Raw genomic sequence first — 19,842 nt, 5'->3', positions numbered from 1 at the left:
TAAAACAAGGGGCTTTTAAGACTGCCTCTTTCTGAAAGTAGGTGTCAATAGATTGGAACAGCAACAAGAAGCAAGAACGAAGTTTCAAATGCTCTTGCAACAACTAGAGTTAACAGAAGATGTGTATATGTCCTTTTTTGAAGAAGGTGAATTATCACGACTAACTGTACACAAAAAGAACAGGCTATGGAATTTTACCATTAAATTACGAGATATACTTCCTTTTCAACTATACCAACTATTTCGTACTCGTTTGACTGAAAAATTTTCAGCGATTGCTCAAATCCACACAACTTTCGATACGGTAGAGAAAAATGTTACGGAAGAACTTGTCCAACAATATTGGCTAACAGTAGTAGAACAAATAGATGAGATGGCGCCACCTTTAAAAAATTGTCTAGCATCGCAAATGCCTATGTGGAATGGGCAAAAAATCACTTTATCTTGCATGCAAGAAATGGAATTTATGATGCTGAAAACGAAGTATGCAGAAAAGCTTTCCGAAAGCTATAGTTACTTTGGCTTTCCACACATTGTGATAGATTTTGTGCTTCAAGAACAAACGGAAGAAATGATTGCGGCACAGGAAGCTTTCATGGAACAGAGGCGTTTAGAGGAAGCAGCTTTAGCTCAGCAAGCGATACAAGATTACCAAAAACGTGAGCAAGAGAAGAAAGAAAATCCAGCTATTGCGAACCTTGGTGACCGTCCATTCCAACTTGGTATGTTAATTAAAGATGATGAAACAATGGAAATTAAACGCATTGTTGAGGAAGAACGCCGTGTTATCATAGAAGGTTTTGTTTTTGATACGGAAATTAGGGAGCTGAAAAGTGGTCGGTCTTTATTACAAATTAAAATTACCGACTATACGGATTCTATAGTAGTAAAAATGTTCTCACGTGATAATGATGATGCGGAACTTATGAAGTATTTGAAAAAAGGCATGTGGGTAAAAGTCCGAGGCTCTGTACAAACTGACACATTCATTCGTGATTTAATTGTTATGGCAAATGATATCAATGAAATTAAAAAAGCAACACGACAGGATAAGGCGCCAGAGGGAGAAAAACGAGTTGAATTACATTTGCATACACCAATGAGTCAAATGGATGCTGTGACACCAGTTGGTAGACTCGTTGAGCAGGCTGCAAAGTGGGGTCATCCAGCTGTGGCTATTACTGACCATGCTGTTGTGCAATCCTTCCCAGAGGCCTATGCAGCAGGGAAAAAGCATGGCATAAAAGTTATTTATGGCTTGGAGGCTAATTTAATAGATGATGGTGTACCGATTGCGTATGCACCTGAAAACCGATTATTAGCTGATACTACCTATGTCGTGTTTGACGTAGAGACGACAGGTCTATCTACTGCTTACGATACTATTATTGAGCTTGCTGCAGTTAAAATTCAAGATGGAAATGTGATAGACAAATACGAAAGCTTTGCCAATCCACATCATCCACTTTCAGCAACGACCATCGAACTGACAGGTATTACAGATGATATGGTACGTAACGCGCCAGAAGTAGAGCAAGTCATTAAGGAGTTCCATGAATTTATCGGAGATGGCATAGTAGTAGCCCACAATGCATCGTTTGATATGGGCTTTTTATACACAGGCTATAAAAAATTTGGGCTAGAGGGAACGATTCATCCAGTTATTGATACGTTGGAGCTTGCGAGAATGCTTTATCCAACGATGAAAAACCATCGTTTAAATACACTTTGTAAAAAATTCAATATTGAATTAACCCAGCATCACAGGGCTATTTATGATACAGAGGCAACGGGTTATTTACTTTTACAGCTGTTAAAAGATGCAGATGAATTAGAAATTAAATACCACGACGACTTTAATAAGCATGTTGGTGGTGGAGATGCTTATAAAAAGGGACGACCAATGCACTGCACAATATTAGCGGTAGATAATGCTGGACTAAAAAATTTATTTAAACTAGTCACCCACTCCCATACAAAAACTTTCTATCGTGTACCTCGCGTAACAAGAGCGGTTCTAGAGCAATATAGAGAAGGTTTATTAGTCGGATCAGGTTGTAGTAATGGCGAATTATTTGAGACGATGATGAATAAATCCCCAGAGGAAGCAGAACAAGTTGCGAGATTTTATGATTATATTGAAGTTCAACCAAAGGCGGTGTATGCACCGTTAATTGAGCGCAATGTCGTACGTGATGAATGGACACTTGAAGATATTATTCGCAAGCTTGTAAAGCTAGGGAAGAAAATCGATAAGCCAGTTGTAGCTACCGGTAATGTCCATTACTTAGACCCGACAGATGGGATGTTCAGACAAATACTAATTGGCTCTCAAGGTGGTGCCAACATCTTAAATAGATCAAAGCTACCTGAAGTTCATTTTAGAACGACTGATGAAATGCTTGAAGAATTTGATTTTTTAGGGCCGGATCTTGCGAAGGAAGTAGTTGTCACCAACTCTCAAAAAGTAGCAGATATGATTGGTGATGTTAAGCCGATTAAAGATGATTTATATACACCAAAAATTGAAGGTTCAGATGATGAGGTTACAAATTTAACCTATGAAATGGCACATCTTATATACGGAGAAGAACTACCAGAAATCGTGAAGGCCCGAATTGAAAAGGAATTAAAGTCAATTTTAGGCCATGGTTTCGGCGTAATTTATTTAATTTCTGCGAAGCTTGTGAAAAAATCATTAGCGGATGGCTATCTAGTAGGTTCTCGTGGATCAGTTGGATCTTCATTAGTAGCGACCTTTATGGAGATTACTGAAGTAAATCCTCTGCCACCTCATTATGTTTGTCCAAATTGTAAGCATTCCGAGTTTTTTAATGATGGTTCAGTAAGCTCAGGCTTTGACTTACCAAATAAAGATTGTACGGAATGTGGGACACCCTATAAAAAAGATGGGCAAGATATCCCATTCGAAACGTTCCTTGGCTTTAAGGGAGATAAGGTACCTGATATTGATTTGAATTTCTCGGGGGAATATCAACCACAAGCCCATAACTATACGAAGGTATTATTCGGTGAAGATTATGTATATCGTGCTGGAACAATCGGTACAGTTGCGGAAAAAACGGCGTATGGCTATGTAAAGGGCTATGCTAGTGATAACAACTTGCATTTCCGCGGTGCCGAGGTAGATCGCTTAGTACAAGGTTGTACAGGCGTAAAACGTACATCAGGGCAACACCCTGGTGGAATTATCGTAGTACCAGATTATATGGATATCTTTGACTTCTCACCAGTGCAATTCCCTGCGGATGCTCAGGATGCAGAATGGCGTACGACGCACTTTGATTTCCATTCTATTCACGATAATATTTTAAAGCTTGATATTCTAGGGCACGATGATCCGACTGTGATTCGTATGTTGCAGGATTTATCAGGGATAGATCCAAAAACGATTCCAACAGATGATCCAGTCGTTATGAAAATCTTTAGTTCTCCAGAATCTTTAGACGTAACAGAAAAACAAATTGGCTGTAAGACGGGAACACTCGGTATTCCTGAGTTCGGTACTCGTTTTGTACGCCAAATGCTTGAAGATACGAAGCCATCAACATTCTCAGAGCTTGTGCAAATTTCAGGACTTTCACACGGAACAGATGTATGGCTTGGTAATGCGCAAGAGTTAATTCAAAACGGTACATGTGTGCTGAAAGAAGTAATTGGCTGTCGTGACGATATTATGGTGTATTTAATTTACCAAGGGTTAGAACCTTCACTGGCATTTAAAATTATGGAGTCCGTGCGTAAAGGGAAAGGTTTATCTGAAGAGTTTGAGGCAGAAATGCTGGCGAATAAAGTACCAGGTTGGTATATCGATTCATGTAAAAAGATAAAATACATGTTCCCGAAAGCCCATGCGGCAGCTTACGTGTTAATGGCTGTTCGTATTGCATGGTTTAAAGTACATTTCCCGATTCTTTATTATGCAGCGTATTTCACAGTACGTGCAGATGATTTTGATTTAATTGCCATGGTACAGGGCTCGCAAATGATTCGTGCAAAAATTGATGAAATCAATATAAAGGGCTTAGATGCTTCAACAAAAGAAAAAAACCTATTAACTGTGATGGAACTAGCACTTGAAATGTGTGAGCGTGGGATGAGCTTCCAGAAGGTCGATTTATATCGTTCGCAGGCTAGTGAATTTATCATTGATGGGAACTCTTTAATTCCACCATTCGATGCGATTCCTGGACTTGGTACAAACGTTGCGAAACAAATTGTGGCAGCACGTGAGGACGGCGAATTTTTATCGAAGGAAGATTTACAGCAACGAGGTCGAGTATCCAAGACATTGATTGAATACATGGATCAATTGGGTTGTTTAGAAGGAATGCCTGATGCGAATCAATTATCACTTTTCTAAAATAAGAAGGTTAGTCTAAAGGGATCATCATCAATAACGAATAACTTATAAGCCTTATGTTCAAATTAAGGCTTATAAAGCTGAGGGTGAAATTTGTTTAAATGTATATCATGTAAATAAGCTGATTGAAGTGAAGGCTGGACGCCCCTAGGAAAGCGCCCAGCCGGAACGGAAATCAACCCACTCGTTATGGTGAAGAGCCTAATTTAAGCACAATTTTCAATTTCCAGACGCAATTAAGTCGAGGCATAATTGATTAGATGAGATGTCTAGAAAAAGGAAATTTGCATTGTGCTGTAAACTATGCTATCCTAATGGTAATAATTTGTTGATATTTTTCCAGCAAAAGAGTGGGACCTTCCCGCTCTTTTCTGTTGTTATACCGTAGCAAAACAAATTTTTGACTAACAGCAGGTAAGACCGTTAAATTTCACCAAAGCTACTGGTGGAATTTCTGTTTTATTACGCCAGAATTTGATAGATGCAGGAGGAAATAATGAGCAAAGTACCATCTTTAATTGAAGAGCTCGCCAAACCGATTGTTGAAGAGTTAAATCTTGAGCTTGTAGATGTCGAGTTCGTAAAAGAAGGACGTAACTGGTTTTTACGTGTTTATGTGGATACACCTGAAGGTGGAATTGACATTGAACAATGTGCTCAAGTTAGTGAACGACTAAGTTTGCTATTGGATGAAAATGATCCAATTACACAAAACTATTATTTAGAAGTTTCTTCACCTGGAGCAGAACGTCCATTAAAAAAAGATACTGATTTTGAAAATGCGATTGGCAAATTTATTTATGTTAAAACCTATGAGCCCATCAAGGACATGAAGGAATTCCAAGGCTACTTAACGTCATACGATGAACATACATTAGTGATGGAAGTACGCATTAAAACGCGTAAAATTACTGTAACAATTGAACAAGAAAAAATCGCATTGGCACGACTAGCCATCGATTTCTAAGCATAATGCATATTTAGGAGTGAAAACAAAAATGAGTAGTGATTTGTTAGATGCGCTAAATGCGCTAGAAGAACAAAAAGGAATTTCAAGAGATGTGTTAATTGAAGCAATAGAAGCGGCATTAGTTACAGCTTACAAACGCAACTTCAATCAAGCACAAAATGTTCGTGTTGACTTAAATTTAGATAAGGGCTCTATTCGTGTCTTCTCACGCAAAGATGTTGTCGAAGAAGTAGAAGATGACCGTTTACAAATCTCTGAAGAAGATGCCAAGGCAATCAACCCTGCATACCAGTTAGAAGATGTGGTTGAGCAGGAAGTAACACCTCGAAACTTTGGTCGTATTGCTGCACAGACAGCGAAACAAGTTGTTACACAACGTGTTCGCGAAGCAGAACGCGGCTTAATTTACGAGCAATATGTGGACCGTGAAGATGATATCGTGACGGGTGTAGTTGAGCGTCTAGATGCTCGTAATATTTACGTAGGTCTTGGAAAAGTAGAGGCTGCATTACCACAAAACGAACAAATTCAAGGTGAAACATACCATCCACACGATCGCATCAAGGTTTATATTACAAAGGTTGAACGTACAACGCGCGGACCACAAGTTATTGTTTCACGCACACATCCTGGTTTATTACGTCGCTTATTTGAAATGGAAGTACCTGAAATTTATGAAGGTATTGTAGAAATTAAATCAATTGCTCGTGAAGCAGGAGATCGTTCTAAAATTTCTGTTTATGCACATAACGAAGAGGTAGATCCAGTAGGTTCATGTGTAGGAGCAAAAGGCGCGCGTGTGCAAACAATTGTCAATGAATTAAACGGCGAAAAAATCGATATCGTTGAATGGTCAGAAGACCCAGTTGTATTTGTAGCAAATGCTCTTAGTCCATCTAAAGTTTTAGACGTTCAAGTCAATGAAGAAGAAAAATCTACTACTGTTGTTGTTCCAGACTATCAACTATCACTAGCAATTGGTAAACGTGGTCAAAATGCTCGTTTAGCTGCTAAGCTAACTGGCTGGAAAATTGATATTAAGAGTGAAACAGATGCTCGTGAGTTAGGTATTTATCCATCTGCAACAAGCACTTTCGTACCTGCTGAGGATGAAGAAAGTGATTTTGATGATGTGACAGTTGACTTATATCAAGACGACGAAGAATAAGTAAGAAAGCCCGTGTGACTAGTTAGCTGCCATTATTCAGTGGGCGTTGGGCTGCGTCGACTGAATAATGGCAGAGCCTACATTGAAAAATATAAATATATATAACGAATGTAGTGCATGGCTAGTCCACCTCTTACGACAAGCTTCAGAGAGGAAAGGTGATTCTTATGGCTATTAATAAAAAAGTACCTCTTCGAAAATGTGTAGCTACCGGAGAAATGCTACCAAAGAAAGAAATGATTCGTGTCGTTCGTTCGAAAGAGGGCGAGGTAAGTGTTGATATCTCCGGAAAAAAACCCGGACGTGGTGCCTATGTATCTAAATCGGAAAAAGCGATTGAAATCGCCCGTAAGAAAAATGTTTTAGGGCACCAACTTGATGTAAAAATCCCTGAAGAAATCTACGATGAGCTTATTTTGTTAATTCGTAGGGAGTCTATTATATGATTAATAATCAAGCGGTGTATAATTTGCTTGGAATAGCGGCAAGAGCCCGTAAAGTGATTTCAGGGGAAGAGTTAGTAGTAAAGGAAGTCCGCAATGGTAATGCTAAGCTAGTACTGCTTGCAAACGATGCTTCTAAAAACTCTGGCAAAAAAATTCAAGATAAATGCACGTATTACAACGTTGAGTATCATGTAATTGGTGATCGTTATGATCTAGGACATGCTACAGGTAAGGAGGCCCGAGTGGCTTTAGCTATTACCGATAAAGGTTTTGCAAGCAAATTGTCTAGTCTACTCAACGAAAAATAATCGGGGGTGAGCAGATGACCAAAATCAGAGTTCATGAATATGCGAAACAAGTGAATAAAACGAGTAAAGAGGTTATTGAAGCACTAAATAAATTAAATGTTAGCGTAACAAACCATATGTCAATGTTAGAAAAAGACATAGTGGCAAAGTTAAACCAAACATTTAAAACTATAAGAGACGTAAAGCAACCTACTCAAAATGTATCGCAAAAATCACAGCAATCGGTGAAAAAGCAAGATGGGCAAAAGCAGCAATCTGCTACTTCCAAGCCTAAAGCAAATAATCAGCAACAAACGTATCAAAACTCAAATTCGTCTAACGAAAAATCTAAGAATACAAAAGGTAGTCAAAATCGAAATATGACAAATAATAATAATAATAACAATAATAATAATAATCGTAGAGGCGGCGGAGGTTACAACCAACGTCCAAAACCAGGAATTCATGGCGGAAAACGTCGCCATCCAAAAACACATCAACCAAGTCTACCAGTGAAACAAAAGGAATTACCAGAAAAAATTACTTTTGTTGAATCACTTTCCGTAGCGGAATTAGCAAAAAAATTACACCGTGAGCCATCAGAAGTTATTAAAAAATTATTTATGCTTGGTGTAATGGCAACAATTAACCAAGAATTAGATAAGGATGCAATTGAATTAATTTGCGCAGACTATGGTGTAGAAGTTGAAGAAGAAATTCGTGTAGATATTACGGATTTAGAAACACACTTCGAACAAACAGAAGAAGTTAACGAGGCAGAATTATCAGAACGTCCCCCGGTAGTAACAATTATGGGTCACGTTGACCATGGTAAAACTACATTGTTAGACTCTATTCGCAATACTAAAGTTACAGCTGTCGAAGCTGGTGGTATTACTCAGCATATCGGTGCTTATCAAGTAACTGAAGGCGACAAAAAAATTACGTTCCTAGATACACCAGGACACGCTGCGTTTACAACTATGCGTGCGCGTGGTGCGAAAGTAACGGATTTAACGATTTTAGTAGTAGCTGCGGATGATGGTGTTATGCCACAAACAGTAGAAGCGATTAACCACGCAAAAGCAGCAGAAGTACCAATTATTGTTGCAGTCAATAAAATGGATAAACCTTCAGCTAATCCAGACCGTGTGATGCAAGAGTTAACAGAGCATGGCCTAGTTCCCGAAGCTTGGGGTGGCGAAACTATTTTCGTACCAATCTCTGCATTAAAAGGTGAAGGCATTGACACATTACTTGAAATGATTTTACTTATCGCTGAAGTTGGAGAATTGAAAGCAAACCCTGATCGCTTAGCACTTGGTACAGTAATTGAAGCACAGCTAGATAAAGGTCGAGGCTCTGTTGCAACACTTTTAGTACAAGATGGAACATTAAAAATTGGAGACCCAATTGTTGTCGGCCATACTTATGGGCGAGTACGTGCTATGGTGAATGATAAAGGCCGTCGTGTGAAAGAAGCTGGACCATCAACACCAGTAGAAATCACAGGCTTAAATGATGTACCACAAGCTGGTGACCGTTTCGTTGTCTTTGAAGACGAAAAAACAGCACGCCAAGTTGGAGAAACTCGTGCAATGTCAGCAATTCAAGCACAACGCTCAGAAAAACAACGCGTAACACTTGATAACTTATTCGAACAAATGAGTCAAGGCGAAATGAAAGAGCTAAACTTAATTGTTAAAGCTGACGTTCAAGGTACTGTAGAAGCTATGGCTGCATCATTAATGAAAATTGATGTTGAAGGCGTAAACGTGAAAATTATTCACACTGGCGCTGGTGCGATTACAGAATCAGATATTTCTCTTGCTGCGGCTTCAAATGCAATTGTTATTGGCTTCAACGTTCGTCCAGATGTCAATGCAAAACGTGCAGCAGAAGAAGAGGGCGTAGATATTCGTCTACACCGCATTATTTATAAAGTAATCGAGGAAATTGAACAAGCAATGAAAGGTATGCTTGATCCAGAATTCGTAGAAAAAATTATTGGTCAAGCAGAAGTTCGACAAACAATTAAAGTATCAAAAGTTGGTACAATTGCTGGTTCATACGTAACAGAAGGTAAAGTAACTCGTGATTCTGGCGTACGTGTAATCCGTGACAATGTAGTAATTTTTGAAGGTGAATTAGATACACTTAAACGTTTCAAAGATGAAGTTAAAGAAGTTGCAAGAGGTTATGAATGTGGTATTACAATCACAAACTTCAACGATATTAAAGAAGGCGACATTATTGAAGCCTATATTATGGAAGAAGTTAAACGTGCATAATGATTGTTTATGCAGAGGTTGAATTCATGATTCAAACTGCCCATTCGTTGAAGGAAAAACGTGCTGTCCTACAGCGTATGCTTACCCGCACTAAGCAAAAATTTAATATATCCATTGCTGAAATTGACCATCAAAATGTATGGCAACGCACTAAATTAGCGCTTGTTGCTGTTTCTTCTTCAAAAGAAGCAGCCGAGCGTGAAATTAATCATGCGCTTCACTACTTACAGTCAAATCCGGCTTGGGAACAGTTAAATGTGTGGCGAGACTATTTATAAGTAACATTAGAAGTTGTGTTGTATGATTTAGTCATACCTTGTATGTAAATATATGTACAAGTGAAGACATAACTTTCTGTACATCGAAATTGAGGTGACAAACTATGTCTCTACGCTCAAACCGTGTCGCAGAGCAAATGAAAAAAGAGCTCGGTGACATTATTGGACGTAAAATAAAAGATCCGCGTGTTGGTTTCGTTACTGTTACTGGTGTTGAGGTGACAGGTGATTTACAACAAGCGACAATTTATATTACAACTCTAGGCAATGAACGTGAAAAAGAGGAAACATTAAAAGCTTTATTAAAGGCTTCTGGTTTCATTCGCTCAGAAATCGGGTCACGAATCCGTTTACGTCGTACACCAGAACTAATCTTTGAATTCGATTCATCGATTGAATATGGTAACCGTATTGATTCATTGCTACGTGGTTTACACGAAGAATAAGTTTAACTAAAAAAGTCTGCCATATGCATGTTCATGCAGGCAGACTTTTTACATTCAACGGAAAGGCAACAGAACATTTGTGGCTCTATCATTTTTGTAAAGCTTCATTAAAGGTTCTGGCGGCTTTCCATCGATTGCCCAGTCTCCTGCTAGTCATGTTTTCAGCAGAAGTGTCAGGGCATTCATCTATATAAAACTGTAGCGGAAAAACAAAGCTAAAAATGAATTGAGGAGGAAATTTATGAACGGTATTTTACCGCTTTGGAAAGAACGTGGCATGACAAGTCATGATTGCGTCTTTAAATTACGAAAAATTTTACGTACTAAAAAAGTTGGCCATACAGGCACACTTGATCCAGGTGTTGAGGGAGTTCTTCCTATTTGTATTGGTCAAGCAACACGCATCGCAGAATACTTAACTGATGCAGGAAAAACCTATGAAGCTGTTATTTCAATTGGCCGTACAACGACAACTGAGGATGCAGAAGGGGAAACGGTTGAGCAAAATAGTACGAATAAAAAGTTCACACGTACTCAATTGCAAGAGGTTTTAGCATCGCTAACAGGTGTTATTCAACAAACGCCACCGATGTTTTCAGCTGTCAAAGTAAATGGTAAACGTCTCTATGAATATGCTCGAAAAGGCGAAATTGTCGAAAGACCTACACGACAAGTTACTATTTATGCATTAGAACTACTAGATGATGTAGAAATATATGAAGGGGAAGAAATTACATTCCCAGTACGTATAGAGTGTAGTAAAGGGACGTATATTCGAACACTAGCTGTGCAAATCGGAGCGGCACTTGGCTATCCAGCACATATGAAAGAGCTCGTACGTACAGCCTCAGGTACATTTACGCAAGAGAATTGCTTTACGTTGGCACAAGTTGCTGAACTGATGGAAGCTGAACAAATTGATACATGCATTTTACCAGTTGAGTATGCATTAACAGATTATCCATATATGGAGATCACTTCCGCGAACGAAAAAGAAATTTTCAATGGACAAGTGCTTCCCGCAGATGCATTATTAAAGATACATGATAAAATTGTTTTTGGAATCAGTGGGAAAGCAATTGCGGTCTATCATGCCCATCCTACAAAGGAAGGGTTTATGAAGCCACATAAGATGTTTCCGACGATAGAGTAGGAGGATTTTTAGTATGGAGGTCATTCATTTAAAATACCCACACCAACTACAGCAACGAGAAAGCATACAGCCATATTCATTGGCACTTGGTTTTTTTGATGGTGTACATAGAGGGCATCAGGCAGTTATTAAGGCAGCGAAGGAAGAAGGAGACAAGCGTCAAATTCCAACGGCTGTTATGACATTCGATCCACATCCTTCTTTAGTGCTTGGCGGACGTAACGAAAAAGTATTTTATATAACGTTATTACAGCAAAAATTGCAGCTTTTTGAAGAACTGGGTGTTGATACAGCATTTGTTGTGCATTTCACATCTGATTTTGCAAAGCTTTCACCTGATGCATTTATTGATACATTTATTCGTGGGTTGAACATTCAACATGTTACAGCTGGCTTTGATTATTCTTTTGGTGCATTTGGTAAAGGTACAATGGAAGATATGCGTGCATTGAGCAATGGAGATTACGGCGTAACGGTTGTTGAAAAGAAAACGGATGATATCGAAAAAATTAGCTCTACACGTATCCGTAAGCTTTTGCAAGAGGGAGATATGGAAGAAGCAAGATTGCTCCTAGGACGACCATTTGAAGTTACGGGTATCGTTATACATGGTGATAAGCGAGGACGCACAATAGGTTTCCCAACTGCAAATGTCCAAGCGTTAGAGGGGACTTATATTCCAGCAAGCGGTGTATATGCGGTTCGAGTACTTGTACAAAATAACTGGTATGATGGTGTATGTAATGTAGGCTATAAACCAACATTTAAAGATCCAAACGACAAACAATTATCCATCGAAGTCCATATATTAAACTTCGAAAAAAATATTTACGGTGAAGAAGTGCATGTCGCTTGGTATAAACGTATAAGAAGTGAACGAAAATTCGATGGCATTGAAGCTTTGAAAGCCCAAATCGAAAAAGATAAACAGGAAGCAATTGAATATTTTAAGGTTATTAGCAAAAGTTAAAACGTATACCATGAATATAAGTTGATTGGAGTGGAGGCTGGGCGACTCCTTGGGGATTAGCGATTAAGAGGAACGAAGGCTAAAACCATCACGTCCTGTGATAACGCCTTCGTGACCAACATCGTGTTGCTGAAGCTACGTTAGCACTACGCTTTCGCGCAAAAAACATCCTGTTGCCCCAAGCGGCTCATCGGACGCCCCCAGGAAGCTTTGCTCTGTGCGTAAGCGTAGCGACAGCAACAACAAAGCGCCCAGTCGGAACGGAAATCAACTTCACGTTATGGTGATGAGCTTAAATCTGCTTTAGCCTATGAATAGGCGCTTACGTTAACACTTGCTTGACCTTTTGATTTATGGTAACATTCATAAGTGCATAATATGCTTAACCTTAGCTCGGTATATCGATGACTCCAACGAATACTGTGCTAATGGGGATAAACAATTATTTAGGAGGTCCATACAAATGGCTATTTCAAAACAACGTAAAAACGAACTAATTGCTGAGTTCCGTACTCACGAAAGTGACACTGGTTCTCCAGAAGTACAAGTTGCAGTATTAACAGAGGAAATTAACGCTCTAAACTCGCACTTACGTACACACAAAAAAGATTTCCACTCTGAGCGTGGTCTTCTTAAAATGGTAGGTCGTCGTCGTCACTTATTAAAATATCTTCGTGAAACTGACGTACAACGTTACCGTGAACTAATCACTCGTTTAGGCTTACGTCGCTAATTGCAATCGAAAAGCGGGATTAATCCCGCTTTTTCTTTATGTTTATAAACATTAAGAAGACAGTAAGCTTTAAAAAAGCATATATGACATGAATTTCAAGCAAAAAAATTTGTTTCAATCAAATATAGAAATAAATCCTAAATAAATTGGCAATAACTGAATTTAAATGTATGATTATTTGATGAAATATTTAGCATAGAACAAGCATTTTTGGTACACTTACTATTAGTACATACAGACGAAGTAAGTGTTTTTATAATAGAGAGGGGTTCATTGAATGAACGAAAAGAAAGTCTATTCCTATGAATGGGCTGGCCGTCCACTAGTAATCGAAGTTGGACAGTTAGCAAAACAAGCAAATGGGGCCGTATTAGTACGCTATGGTGATACATCAGTACTTTCAACAGCAACAATGTCAAAATCACCGAAACCACTTGATTTCTTCCCATTAACAGTAAACTATGAAGAACGTTTATACGCAGCAGGTAAAATTCCTGGTGGCTTTATTAAACGTGAAGGCCGTCCATCTGAAAAAGCAATACTAGCAAGCCGTTTAATCGACCGTCCAATTCGTCCGATGTTCCCAGACGGTTTCCGTAATGAAGTACAAGCGATTTCGATGGTCATGTCTAACGATCCGGATTGCACGTCTGAAATGGCTGCAATGGTTGGTTCATCATTAGCGTTAGCTATTTCGGATATTCCATTTGATGGACCGATTGCAGGTGTACAAGTTGGATATATTGACGGTAAATTTATCGTGAACCCAACAGTAGAACAATCTAATCAGTCAACAGTCCATTTATCTGTAGCAGGTAACAAGGATGCTATCAACATGGTTGAAGCTGGTGCACTAGAAGTACCGGAAGAAGTAATGCTTGAAGCCATTATGTTTGGTCATGAAGAAATCAAAAAAATTATTGCTTTCCAAGAGCAAATCGTTGCAGAAGTAGGGAAAGAAAAATTACCTGTAACATTATTTGAAATTGATGAAGCGATTCAAGCAGATATAAAAGCAATTTGTGAGACTGACATGCATGATGCTATTCAAACTGCTGAAAAACATGCACGTGATGAGGCTATTAAAGCAGTAAAAGATCGTGTTATTGCTTCTTATGAAGAGCAAGAAGCGGATGAAGTAACAATGAAGCAAGTTCATACAATTCTAGATAAAATGGTTAAAGACGAAGTACGTCGTCAAATTACAGAAGATAAAGTTCGTCCAGATGGTCGTAAGTTAGACGAAATCCGTCCACTTTCTTCTGAAACAGGCTTATTGCAACGTACTCATGGTTCAGCATTATTTACGCGTGGACAAACACAGGCCCTTTCTATTTGTACATTAGGTGCACTTGGGGATGTACAAATTATCGACGGTTTAGGTGTAGAAGAATCAAAACGCTTTATGCATCACTATAACTTCCCGCAATTCTCTGTAGGAGAAACTGGCCCAATTCGTGGACCAGGTCGTCGTGAAATCGGTCATGGTGCACTAGGAGAGCGTGCTCTTGATGCGGTTATTCCAGATGAGTCTGTATTCCCATATACAATCCGTTGTGTATCGGAAGTACTTGAGTCAAACGGTTCTACATCTCAAGCTTCTATCTGTGCTTCAACGTTAGCGATGATGGATGCTGGTGTTCCATTAAAAGCACCTGTAGCAGGTATTGCGATGGGTCTTATTAAAAAAGACGAACATTACTCTATTTTAACTGATATTCAAGGTATGGAAGACCACCTTGGAGATATGGACTTTAAAGTTGCTGGTACAGCTAAAGGTGTAACAGCACTTCAAATGGACATTAAAATTGATGGTTTATCACGTAATATTTTAGAAGAAGCATTAACACAAGCTAAAATTGGCCGTATGCACATTTTAGAATCAATGCTTGCTACTCTTGCGGAACCACGTGGAAAATTATCTACATTTGCACCGAAAATTGTAATCGTGAAAATCAATCCTGATAAAATTCGCGATGTCATCGGACCTGGTGGTAAACAAATTAACAAAATTATTGAAGAAACTGGCGTAAAAATTGATACTGAGCAAGATGGTACAATTTACATCTCTTCTGCAGATGAAGAAATGAACGCTCGTGCAAAACAAATTATCGAAGACATCGTACGTGAAGCAAAAGTTGGCGAGTATTACTTATCAACAGTTAAACGTATTGAAAAATTCGGTGCGTTCTGTGAAATATTCCCTGGGAAAGACGGCTTACTTCACATCTCTGAAATTCAAGAGGAACGTACAAAACAAGTTGAAGATGTCTTAAAACTTGGCGATCAATTACTTGTAAAAGTTATTGAAATTGACAAGCAAGGTCGTGTGAATTTATCTCGTAAAGTTGTGATTCAAGAGGAAAAAGAACGCGCTGAGCAAGATAAATAATAAATTGTAGAAAAGGCTGCGTATAATGCGCAGCCTTTTTTAAATCAAGTATAAGGAAAATGGTTCAATAAGGGATATTTTGGGGGAAGCTTCACATTATGGTTCATCACTAAAAGTCGTGAATGACTTTTGGTAAAACGTATACTATGTAATTAAGTTGATTGGAGTGGAGAATGGACGCCCATAGGAAGCTTTGCGCTGTGCGAAAGCGAAGCGTCAGCAACAATTGTTTTATCTGCGCGACAGCGGCAAATGTTTTCTGTAGCAAAAGCAAAGCGTCAGTTACAAATGTTTTCTGTGCGAAAGCGAAGCGGCAGCAATTGTTTTATCTGTGCGAAAGCGAAGCGACAGCAACAACAAAGCGCCCAGTCGGAACGGAAATCAACCACACGTTTTGGTGATGATCCCACATTATGCCTTTGATGTAGAACCAGAGATAAATTGGGGGAGATTTTTTGGTACAAGTACATACATGTCAGAATGGTGTTCGTATTGTGTCTGAGCAAATCGATCATGTAAGATCCGTTGCGCTAGGCATTTTTGTTAATGCAGGATCTCGTTATGAGCTTCCAGAGGAAAATGGCATTACGCATTTTATAGAACACATGCTTTTTAAAGGGACAAAAACTCGAACAGCTCGCCAAATTGCTGAAGAATTTGACCGAATTGGTGGAGAGTTAAATGCCTTTACATCCAAGGAAAACACTTGTTATTATGCAAAGGTTTTAGACCATCATGCAGAGCTTGCAGTTACAATATTAGCGGATATGTTCTTTAATTCTTCGTTTGCAGAGGAAGAGTTAGAGAAGGAAAGGCAAGTTGTACTAGAGGAAATATTAATGAGTGAAGACGCAGCTGATGACGATGTTCATGAAAAGCTATGGGGAGTCATGTATCCAAACGACGCACTCGGTCGTCCAATTCTCGGAACTGCGACTACTTTAAAAAATTTTACAGCAGATATGATACGTAACTATATGGCGAAACATTATGGTCCAGAATCAGTTGTTATTTCAATAGCGGGAAATATTTCTGCGAAGCTCATGCAAACAATTGAAGACTTATTTGGCCAATACCAGCCATCTCCACTTGCGGTAGAGCCTGTGCTTTCGAATCCTCATTTTTATCCAGGAGAGATTTCAAAAACTCGCGATACGGAGCAAGCGCATTTGGCCATTTCTTATCCAGCAATTGGTGTGAAAAATCCAGATATGTATAGCTTTATTGCACTTAATAATATTATTGGTGGTAATATGAGCTCTCGTCTGTTCCAAGAAGTACGAGAAGAACGTGGTTTAGCCTATTCAATATTTTCTTATCAATCCTGTTATGCAGATGTTGGCGCATTTACGATTTATGGTAGTACAAGTCGTCAGCAATTATCACAGCTTCAACATACAATTGATGCGACATTACTTGATATCGTAGCAGGTGGTGTGACCGAGGAAGAACTTATGAATGCGAAGGAGCAGCTGAAGGGTAGTTTTGTACTCGGTCTAGAGGGGACAGGCGCTCGAATGAATCGCAACGGTACAAGTGAGTTAGTGCATCGCAGACATCGTTCTGTAGACGAAGTATTAGCGTCCATCGAGGCCGTATCTATGGAATCGGTAGATCGCTTAATAGCAAAAATCTTGAAAGCTGAGCCAGCCATTTCAATTATTGGCCCAGAGGCTTAGAAAAGGTTGCCATTTAGGCAACCTTTTCTCTATTCAGTTTCTTTAAAAAACCTCTCTTGCTAAATATAAGGTATGGGTTTGAAGTAAAATAAAATTACTAATGATTATACTTATGATTGAAGGAATTAAAATAATTATCAAAAAGTTTCCGACTACTTGTGATAAAAAGTAATGGATAGGGAAATTAATTATAAAAATAAGGAAGATGGCTGTTATCATTCTAAAATAACGCATCCGCTTTGTCTCGTCTAGATGATGGATATAAAACTGAATGGAGATGAGTAAAGAAGCACTGCTAATATAGGCGAAGTACATGGCAAAATGCTCTGAAAAATTACCATCAGCTACATTTTGAGAAAAATAAGCAGGTGCTATTAGAACAAAAAGTAGCATCACGATGCCGTGACAATATAGAAAATCAGCTTGTAGCTGTGTTTTTCTCGTCAAAGGCAGACTATTGACAAACAATTCCCATTTTACTTTTTGATCGTCCTCATAGATTCCTCCAACAATGGAAGCAGAAAAAACTACAGCAAATATTACTATTGCGGGATTATCTAAAAAAGGTATTTTCATGTAACTTAGGATCATACAAATAATAACTGCAAAAAGAATGGACCATTTTTGGACCATAATTCTTTGTAAAAGTAAAGCCTGCATTATCTCTTTCCCTCCTAGAATTCTTTACGTTGATAAATTGCGGTTGAAATAAGAGAGGACAGCCATAAGATTAAAAGGCCAGCAAAAGGAGCAAAAAACATATACTTTTTTAAGTTGGATAATGTTAATGTCATATCTGGAACATACTCTTTTAAAAGACCAAATAAGAAACCGGGTATGAAGCAAAGAGCAATAAGAACCATTCTTCCCTTTATAGAACCAAATTTAATGTAGATCGGTAATAATAGTGCTAACATACAAAAGGCTAATGTCACAAGAAGATTAAATGTTGGAAAAAACTCTGCTGATGCCCAGTTATTCGTAAAACGATGAATAATAAATACAATCGGTAGTGCGAGTATAAGCCCAAAAAGCATAAGAAGGATGCTAAGTATATATTTACTAAGTATTATGTCCCCTTTTGAAATGGGTAAAGTATTTGCATATTTATCCCAACTGCTTTGTTCATCATAGGTAAGAGCAGTTATAGTTTGAAAGGTCACGATAAATATAATTATTGTAAAGAGCATTAAACCTTGTTGCATAAAAATTGATATAAATAGGAAAAAAATTAGCACGAAGGCCTGTGTTTTAATTTGACGTTGAATCGACATTAAATCTTTTAAGATAAGACCTGCCATGTTCAAACACTACCCTTCACATAAAATAGCATGATATCTTCTATAGAAGGCTTTTCAAGGGAAAATACCTCATTTACTTCATTTTTTAGAACCAAGGCTTCTATTCCAAAGGCTCCATTACGTTTTCTTATAATGGCATGTTCTGGTATTACGCTTACTTCCTCATTATTTCCTTTAAATATGCCGTACTCATAGACAAGTACATCCTTACTTTCGCTAAATAAAATTTCCCCATTATGAATGAGTGTAATGTAGTCAGCTATCTTTTCTAAATCACTTGTTATATGAGAAGAAAACAGGATGCTATGTGTTTCATCCTGCATAAACGTTAAAAATAAATCGAGAATTTCATCACGTATAATCGGATCTAGCCCACTCGTTGGTTCATCTAAAATTAAAAGTTTTGGATGATGCGACAATGCTAATGCTATGGAAAGCTTCATCCTCATTCCTCGGGATAATTCTTTAACCTTCTTCCTCTCCGGAACTTTAAATTGTGCTAATCGCTCAAAATAATAGCCTGAATCCCATGTTTTAAAAACCTTTTTCATAATTTTGTCGAGTTGCGCCGCATTAAGTGTTTCAGGCACATGTAAATCGTCAAAAACCACACCGATGTCGTTTTTTATCGATAATTCATGTTCGACAATATCCTTACCAAATAGCAAAATTTCGCCATATTCTTTTTTGAGTAGGTTAAGTATGCATTTAATTGTAGTAGACTTCCCAGCACCGTTTTCTCCTACAAAACCCATGACAGTGCCTTGAGGTACTGAAAAACTTACATCATTAAGAGAAAACCCTTCAAAGCTTTTATGTAAATCATGAACTTCAATAGCATTCATTTAGTTGTCCTCCTCCAAAATTAATGAAAGTAACTCCTGTACTTCTTCTTTTGTCAGCCCAGCAGTTTTGGCCGTTTTCACTGCTTTTTGCATATGCTCCTCAACTTGACGTAATAATTCCTCTCGTAGAAAATCTTGATTTCGTTCTGTAACAAAACTTCCTTTTCCAGCTACTGTTTCGATAAATCCATCTCGCTCTAAATCAGCATAAGCTCGCTTCGTTGTCATAACGCTAATTTTTAAATCCTTTGCAAGTGCACGAATAGATGGTAGTGCGTCACCTGCCTGTAATTTATTGGCTAGTATCGCTTCCTTAAGCTGTACGGTTATTTGCTCATAGATGGGTTTATCACTTGCGTTGCTTAAATGAATATGCACAAATTTCTCACCTCACACGACTGTATATACACACTATACACAGTATGGTTAATAAATGCAATATTTTCATACTTTGGGTAAGGGTCACGAATTGCAAAAACTCGGCATATATTGGGGTAAC

Annotated in this window: 17 protein-coding genes; 13 read left to right on the top strand and 4 right to left on the bottom strand. The window is 38.3% G+C overall.

Features of this window, described 5'->3' with window-relative positions:
* Positions 1–52 precede the first annotated feature (52 nt).
* From ACIQ7T_RS00715 to ACIQ7T_RS00655, 13 genes are all read left to right on the top strand, one after another.
* Positions 53–4,384: a PolC-type DNA polymerase III gene (locus ACIQ7T_RS00715; RefSeq protein WP_402868107.1), complete on the top strand. Its 4,332-nt coding sequence runs from the start codon at positions 53–55 to the stop codon at positions 4,382–4,384.
* Between the two features lie 496 nt (positions 4,385–4,880).
* Positions 4,881–5,351 (top strand): ribosome maturation factor RimP, encoded by a 471-nt coding sequence (gene rimP / locus ACIQ7T_RS00710; protein ID WP_142507439.1) that lies wholly within the window; start codon positions 4,881–4,883, stop codon positions 5,349–5,351.
* 31 nt (positions 5,352–5,382) lie between these two features.
* Positions 5,383–6,522: a transcription termination factor NusA gene (nusA, locus tag ACIQ7T_RS00705; RefSeq protein ID WP_337991268.1), complete on the top strand. Its 1,140-nt coding sequence runs from the start codon at positions 5,383–5,385 to the stop codon at positions 6,520–6,522.
* 167 nt (positions 6,523–6,689) lie between these two features.
* Positions 6,690–6,968, top strand: coding sequence for an RNase P modulator RnpM (gene rnpM, locus ACIQ7T_RS00700; protein ID WP_053594244.1), 279 nt, complete (start codon positions 6,690–6,692; stop codon positions 6,966–6,968).
* Positions 6,965–7,276 carry a YlxQ family RNA-binding protein gene (locus ACIQ7T_RS00695; protein ID WP_370075196.1) on the top strand — a complete coding sequence of 104 codons (312 nt, stop codon included), beginning with the start codon at positions 6,965–6,967 and terminating at the stop codon, positions 7,274–7,276. Before rnpM ends, ACIQ7T_RS00695 begins: the two co-directional genes overlap by 4 nt.
* Before the next feature lie 14 nt (positions 7,277–7,290).
* A complete protein-coding gene (gene infB, locus ACIQ7T_RS00690) occupies positions 7,291–9,546 on the top strand; it encodes a translation initiation factor IF-2 (RefSeq protein WP_370075195.1) in 2,256 nt (751 codons plus the stop codon).
* A complete protein-coding gene (locus tag ACIQ7T_RS00685; protein WP_370075194.1) occupies positions 9,546–9,824 on the top strand; it encodes a DUF503 domain-containing protein in 279 nt (92 codons plus the stop codon). The genes infB and ACIQ7T_RS00685 overlap by 1 nt, the downstream gene beginning before the upstream one ends.
* A 104-nt stretch (positions 9,825–9,928) precedes the next feature.
* Positions 9,929–10,270, top strand: a complete 342-nt coding sequence (rbfA, locus tag ACIQ7T_RS00680; protein ID WP_100543905.1) for a 30S ribosome-binding factor RbfA — start codon at positions 9,929–9,931, stop codon at positions 10,268–10,270.
* 241 nt (positions 10,271–10,511) lie between these two features.
* Positions 10,512–11,423, top strand: a complete 912-nt coding sequence (truB, locus tag ACIQ7T_RS00675) for a tRNA pseudouridine(55) synthase TruB (protein ID WP_370075193.1) — start codon at positions 10,512–10,514, stop codon at positions 11,421–11,423.
* 13 nt (positions 11,424–11,436) lie between these two features.
* Positions 11,437–12,393, top strand: coding sequence for a riboflavin biosynthesis protein RibF (gene ribF, locus ACIQ7T_RS00670; protein WP_370075192.1), 957 nt, complete (start codon positions 11,437–11,439; stop codon positions 12,391–12,393).
* 463 nt (positions 12,394–12,856) lie between these two features.
* Positions 12,857–13,126, top strand: a complete 270-nt coding sequence (gene rpsO / locus ACIQ7T_RS00665; RefSeq protein WP_370075191.1) for a 30S ribosomal protein S15 — start codon at positions 12,857–12,859, stop codon at positions 13,124–13,126.
* A gap of 277 nt (positions 13,127–13,403) precedes the next feature.
* Positions 13,404–15,518 (top strand): polyribonucleotide nucleotidyltransferase, encoded by a 2,115-nt coding sequence (gene pnp / locus ACIQ7T_RS00660; protein ID WP_370075190.1) that lies wholly within the window; start codon positions 13,404–13,406, stop codon positions 15,516–15,518.
* A 455-nt stretch (positions 15,519–15,973) separates the two neighbouring features.
* Positions 15,974–17,197: a M16 family metallopeptidase gene (locus ACIQ7T_RS00655; RefSeq protein WP_370075189.1), complete on the top strand. Its 1,224-nt coding sequence runs from the start codon at positions 15,974–15,976 to the stop codon at positions 17,195–17,197.
* Positions 17,198–17,239: 42 nt separating this feature from the next.
* Here ACIQ7T_RS00655 and ACIQ7T_RS00650 read toward each other — a convergent pair whose 3' ends face one another.
* From ACIQ7T_RS00650 to ACIQ7T_RS00635, 4 genes are read right to left on the bottom strand one after another with little or no spacing between them, the layout of a single operon-like run.
* Positions 17,240–17,857 carry an ABC-2 transporter permease gene (locus tag ACIQ7T_RS00650; protein WP_402868102.1) on the bottom strand — a complete coding sequence of 206 codons (618 nt, stop codon included), beginning with the start codon at positions 17,855–17,857 and terminating at the stop codon, positions 17,240–17,242.
* A gap of 14 nt (positions 17,858–17,871) precedes the next feature.
* Positions 17,872–18,498 carry an ABC-2 transporter permease gene (locus ACIQ7T_RS00645; protein ID WP_370075187.1) on the bottom strand — a complete coding sequence of 209 codons (627 nt, stop codon included), beginning with the start codon at positions 18,496–18,498 and terminating at the stop codon, positions 17,872–17,874.
* Between the two features lie 2 nt (positions 18,499–18,500).
* Positions 18,501–19,343, bottom strand: coding sequence for an ABC transporter ATP-binding protein (locus ACIQ7T_RS00640; protein WP_370075186.1), 843 nt, complete (start codon positions 19,341–19,343; stop codon positions 18,501–18,503).
* On the bottom strand, positions 19,344–19,721 hold the full coding sequence (locus ACIQ7T_RS00635) for a GntR family transcriptional regulator (RefSeq protein WP_323645092.1): 378 nt from the start codon (positions 19,719–19,721) through the stop codon (positions 19,344–19,346). It abuts the gene before it with no gap.
* Positions 19,722–19,842 lie beyond the last annotated feature (121 nt).

The sequence above is a fragment of the Lysinibacillus sp. NPDC096212 genome (genome assembly GCF_044763105.1).
Lineage (GTDB): Bacteria > Bacillota > Bacilli > Bacillales_A > Planococcaceae > Lysinibacillus.
The sequence above is the reverse complement of the archived record's forward strand: the minus strand, read 5'-3'. Positions and strand labels throughout refer to the sequence as shown.

What these genes read in the sequence shown, in the direction of transcription:
- rbfA (WP_100543905.1), top strand. Translation starts at nt 9,929, where the DNA reads ATGTCTCTACGCTCAAACCGTGTCGCAGAGCAAATGAAAAAAGAGCTC.
- ACIQ7T_RS00695 (WP_370075196.1), top strand. Translation starts at nt 6,965, where the DNA reads ATGATTAATAATCAAGCGGTGTATAATTTGCTTGGAATAGCGGCAAGA.
- rpsO (WP_370075191.1), top strand. Translation starts at nt 12,857, where the DNA reads ATGGCTATTTCAAAACAACGTAAAAACGAACTAATTGCTGAGTTCCGT.
- infB (WP_370075195.1), top strand. Translation starts at nt 7,291, where the DNA reads ATGACCAAAATCAGAGTTCATGAATATGCGAAACAAGTGAATAAAACG.
- nusA (WP_337991268.1), top strand. Translation starts at nt 5,383, where the DNA reads ATGAGTAGTGATTTGTTAGATGCGCTAAATGCGCTAGAAGAACAAAAA.
- ACIQ7T_RS00640 (WP_370075186.1), bottom strand. Translation starts at nt 19,343, where the DNA reads ATGAATGCTATTGAAGTTCATGATTTACATAAAAGCTTTGAAGGGTTT.
- rimP (WP_142507439.1), top strand. Translation starts at nt 4,881, where the DNA reads ATGAGCAAAGTACCATCTTTAATTGAAGAGCTCGCCAAACCGATTGTT.
- ACIQ7T_RS00685 (WP_370075194.1), top strand. Translation starts at nt 9,546, where the DNA reads ATGATTGTTTATGCAGAGGTTGAATTCATGATTCAAACTGCCCATTCG.
- rnpM (WP_053594244.1), top strand. Translation starts at nt 6,690, where the DNA reads ATGGCTATTAATAAAAAAGTACCTCTTCGAAAATGTGTAGCTACCGGA.
- truB (WP_370075193.1), top strand. Translation starts at nt 10,512, where the DNA reads ATGAACGGTATTTTACCGCTTTGGAAAGAACGTGGCATGACAAGTCAT.
- ACIQ7T_RS00645 (WP_370075187.1), bottom strand. Translation starts at nt 18,498, where the DNA reads ATGGCAGGTCTTATCTTAAAAGATTTAATGTCGATTCAACGTCAAATT.
- pnp (WP_370075190.1), top strand. Translation starts at nt 13,404, where the DNA reads ATGAACGAAAAGAAAGTCTATTCCTATGAATGGGCTGGCCGTCCACTA.
- ACIQ7T_RS00650 (WP_402868102.1), bottom strand. Translation starts at nt 17,857, where the DNA reads ATGCAGGCTTTACTTTTACAAAGAATTATGGTCCAAAAATGGTCCATT.
- ribF (WP_370075192.1), top strand. Translation starts at nt 11,437, where the DNA reads ATGGAGGTCATTCATTTAAAATACCCACACCAACTACAGCAACGAGAA.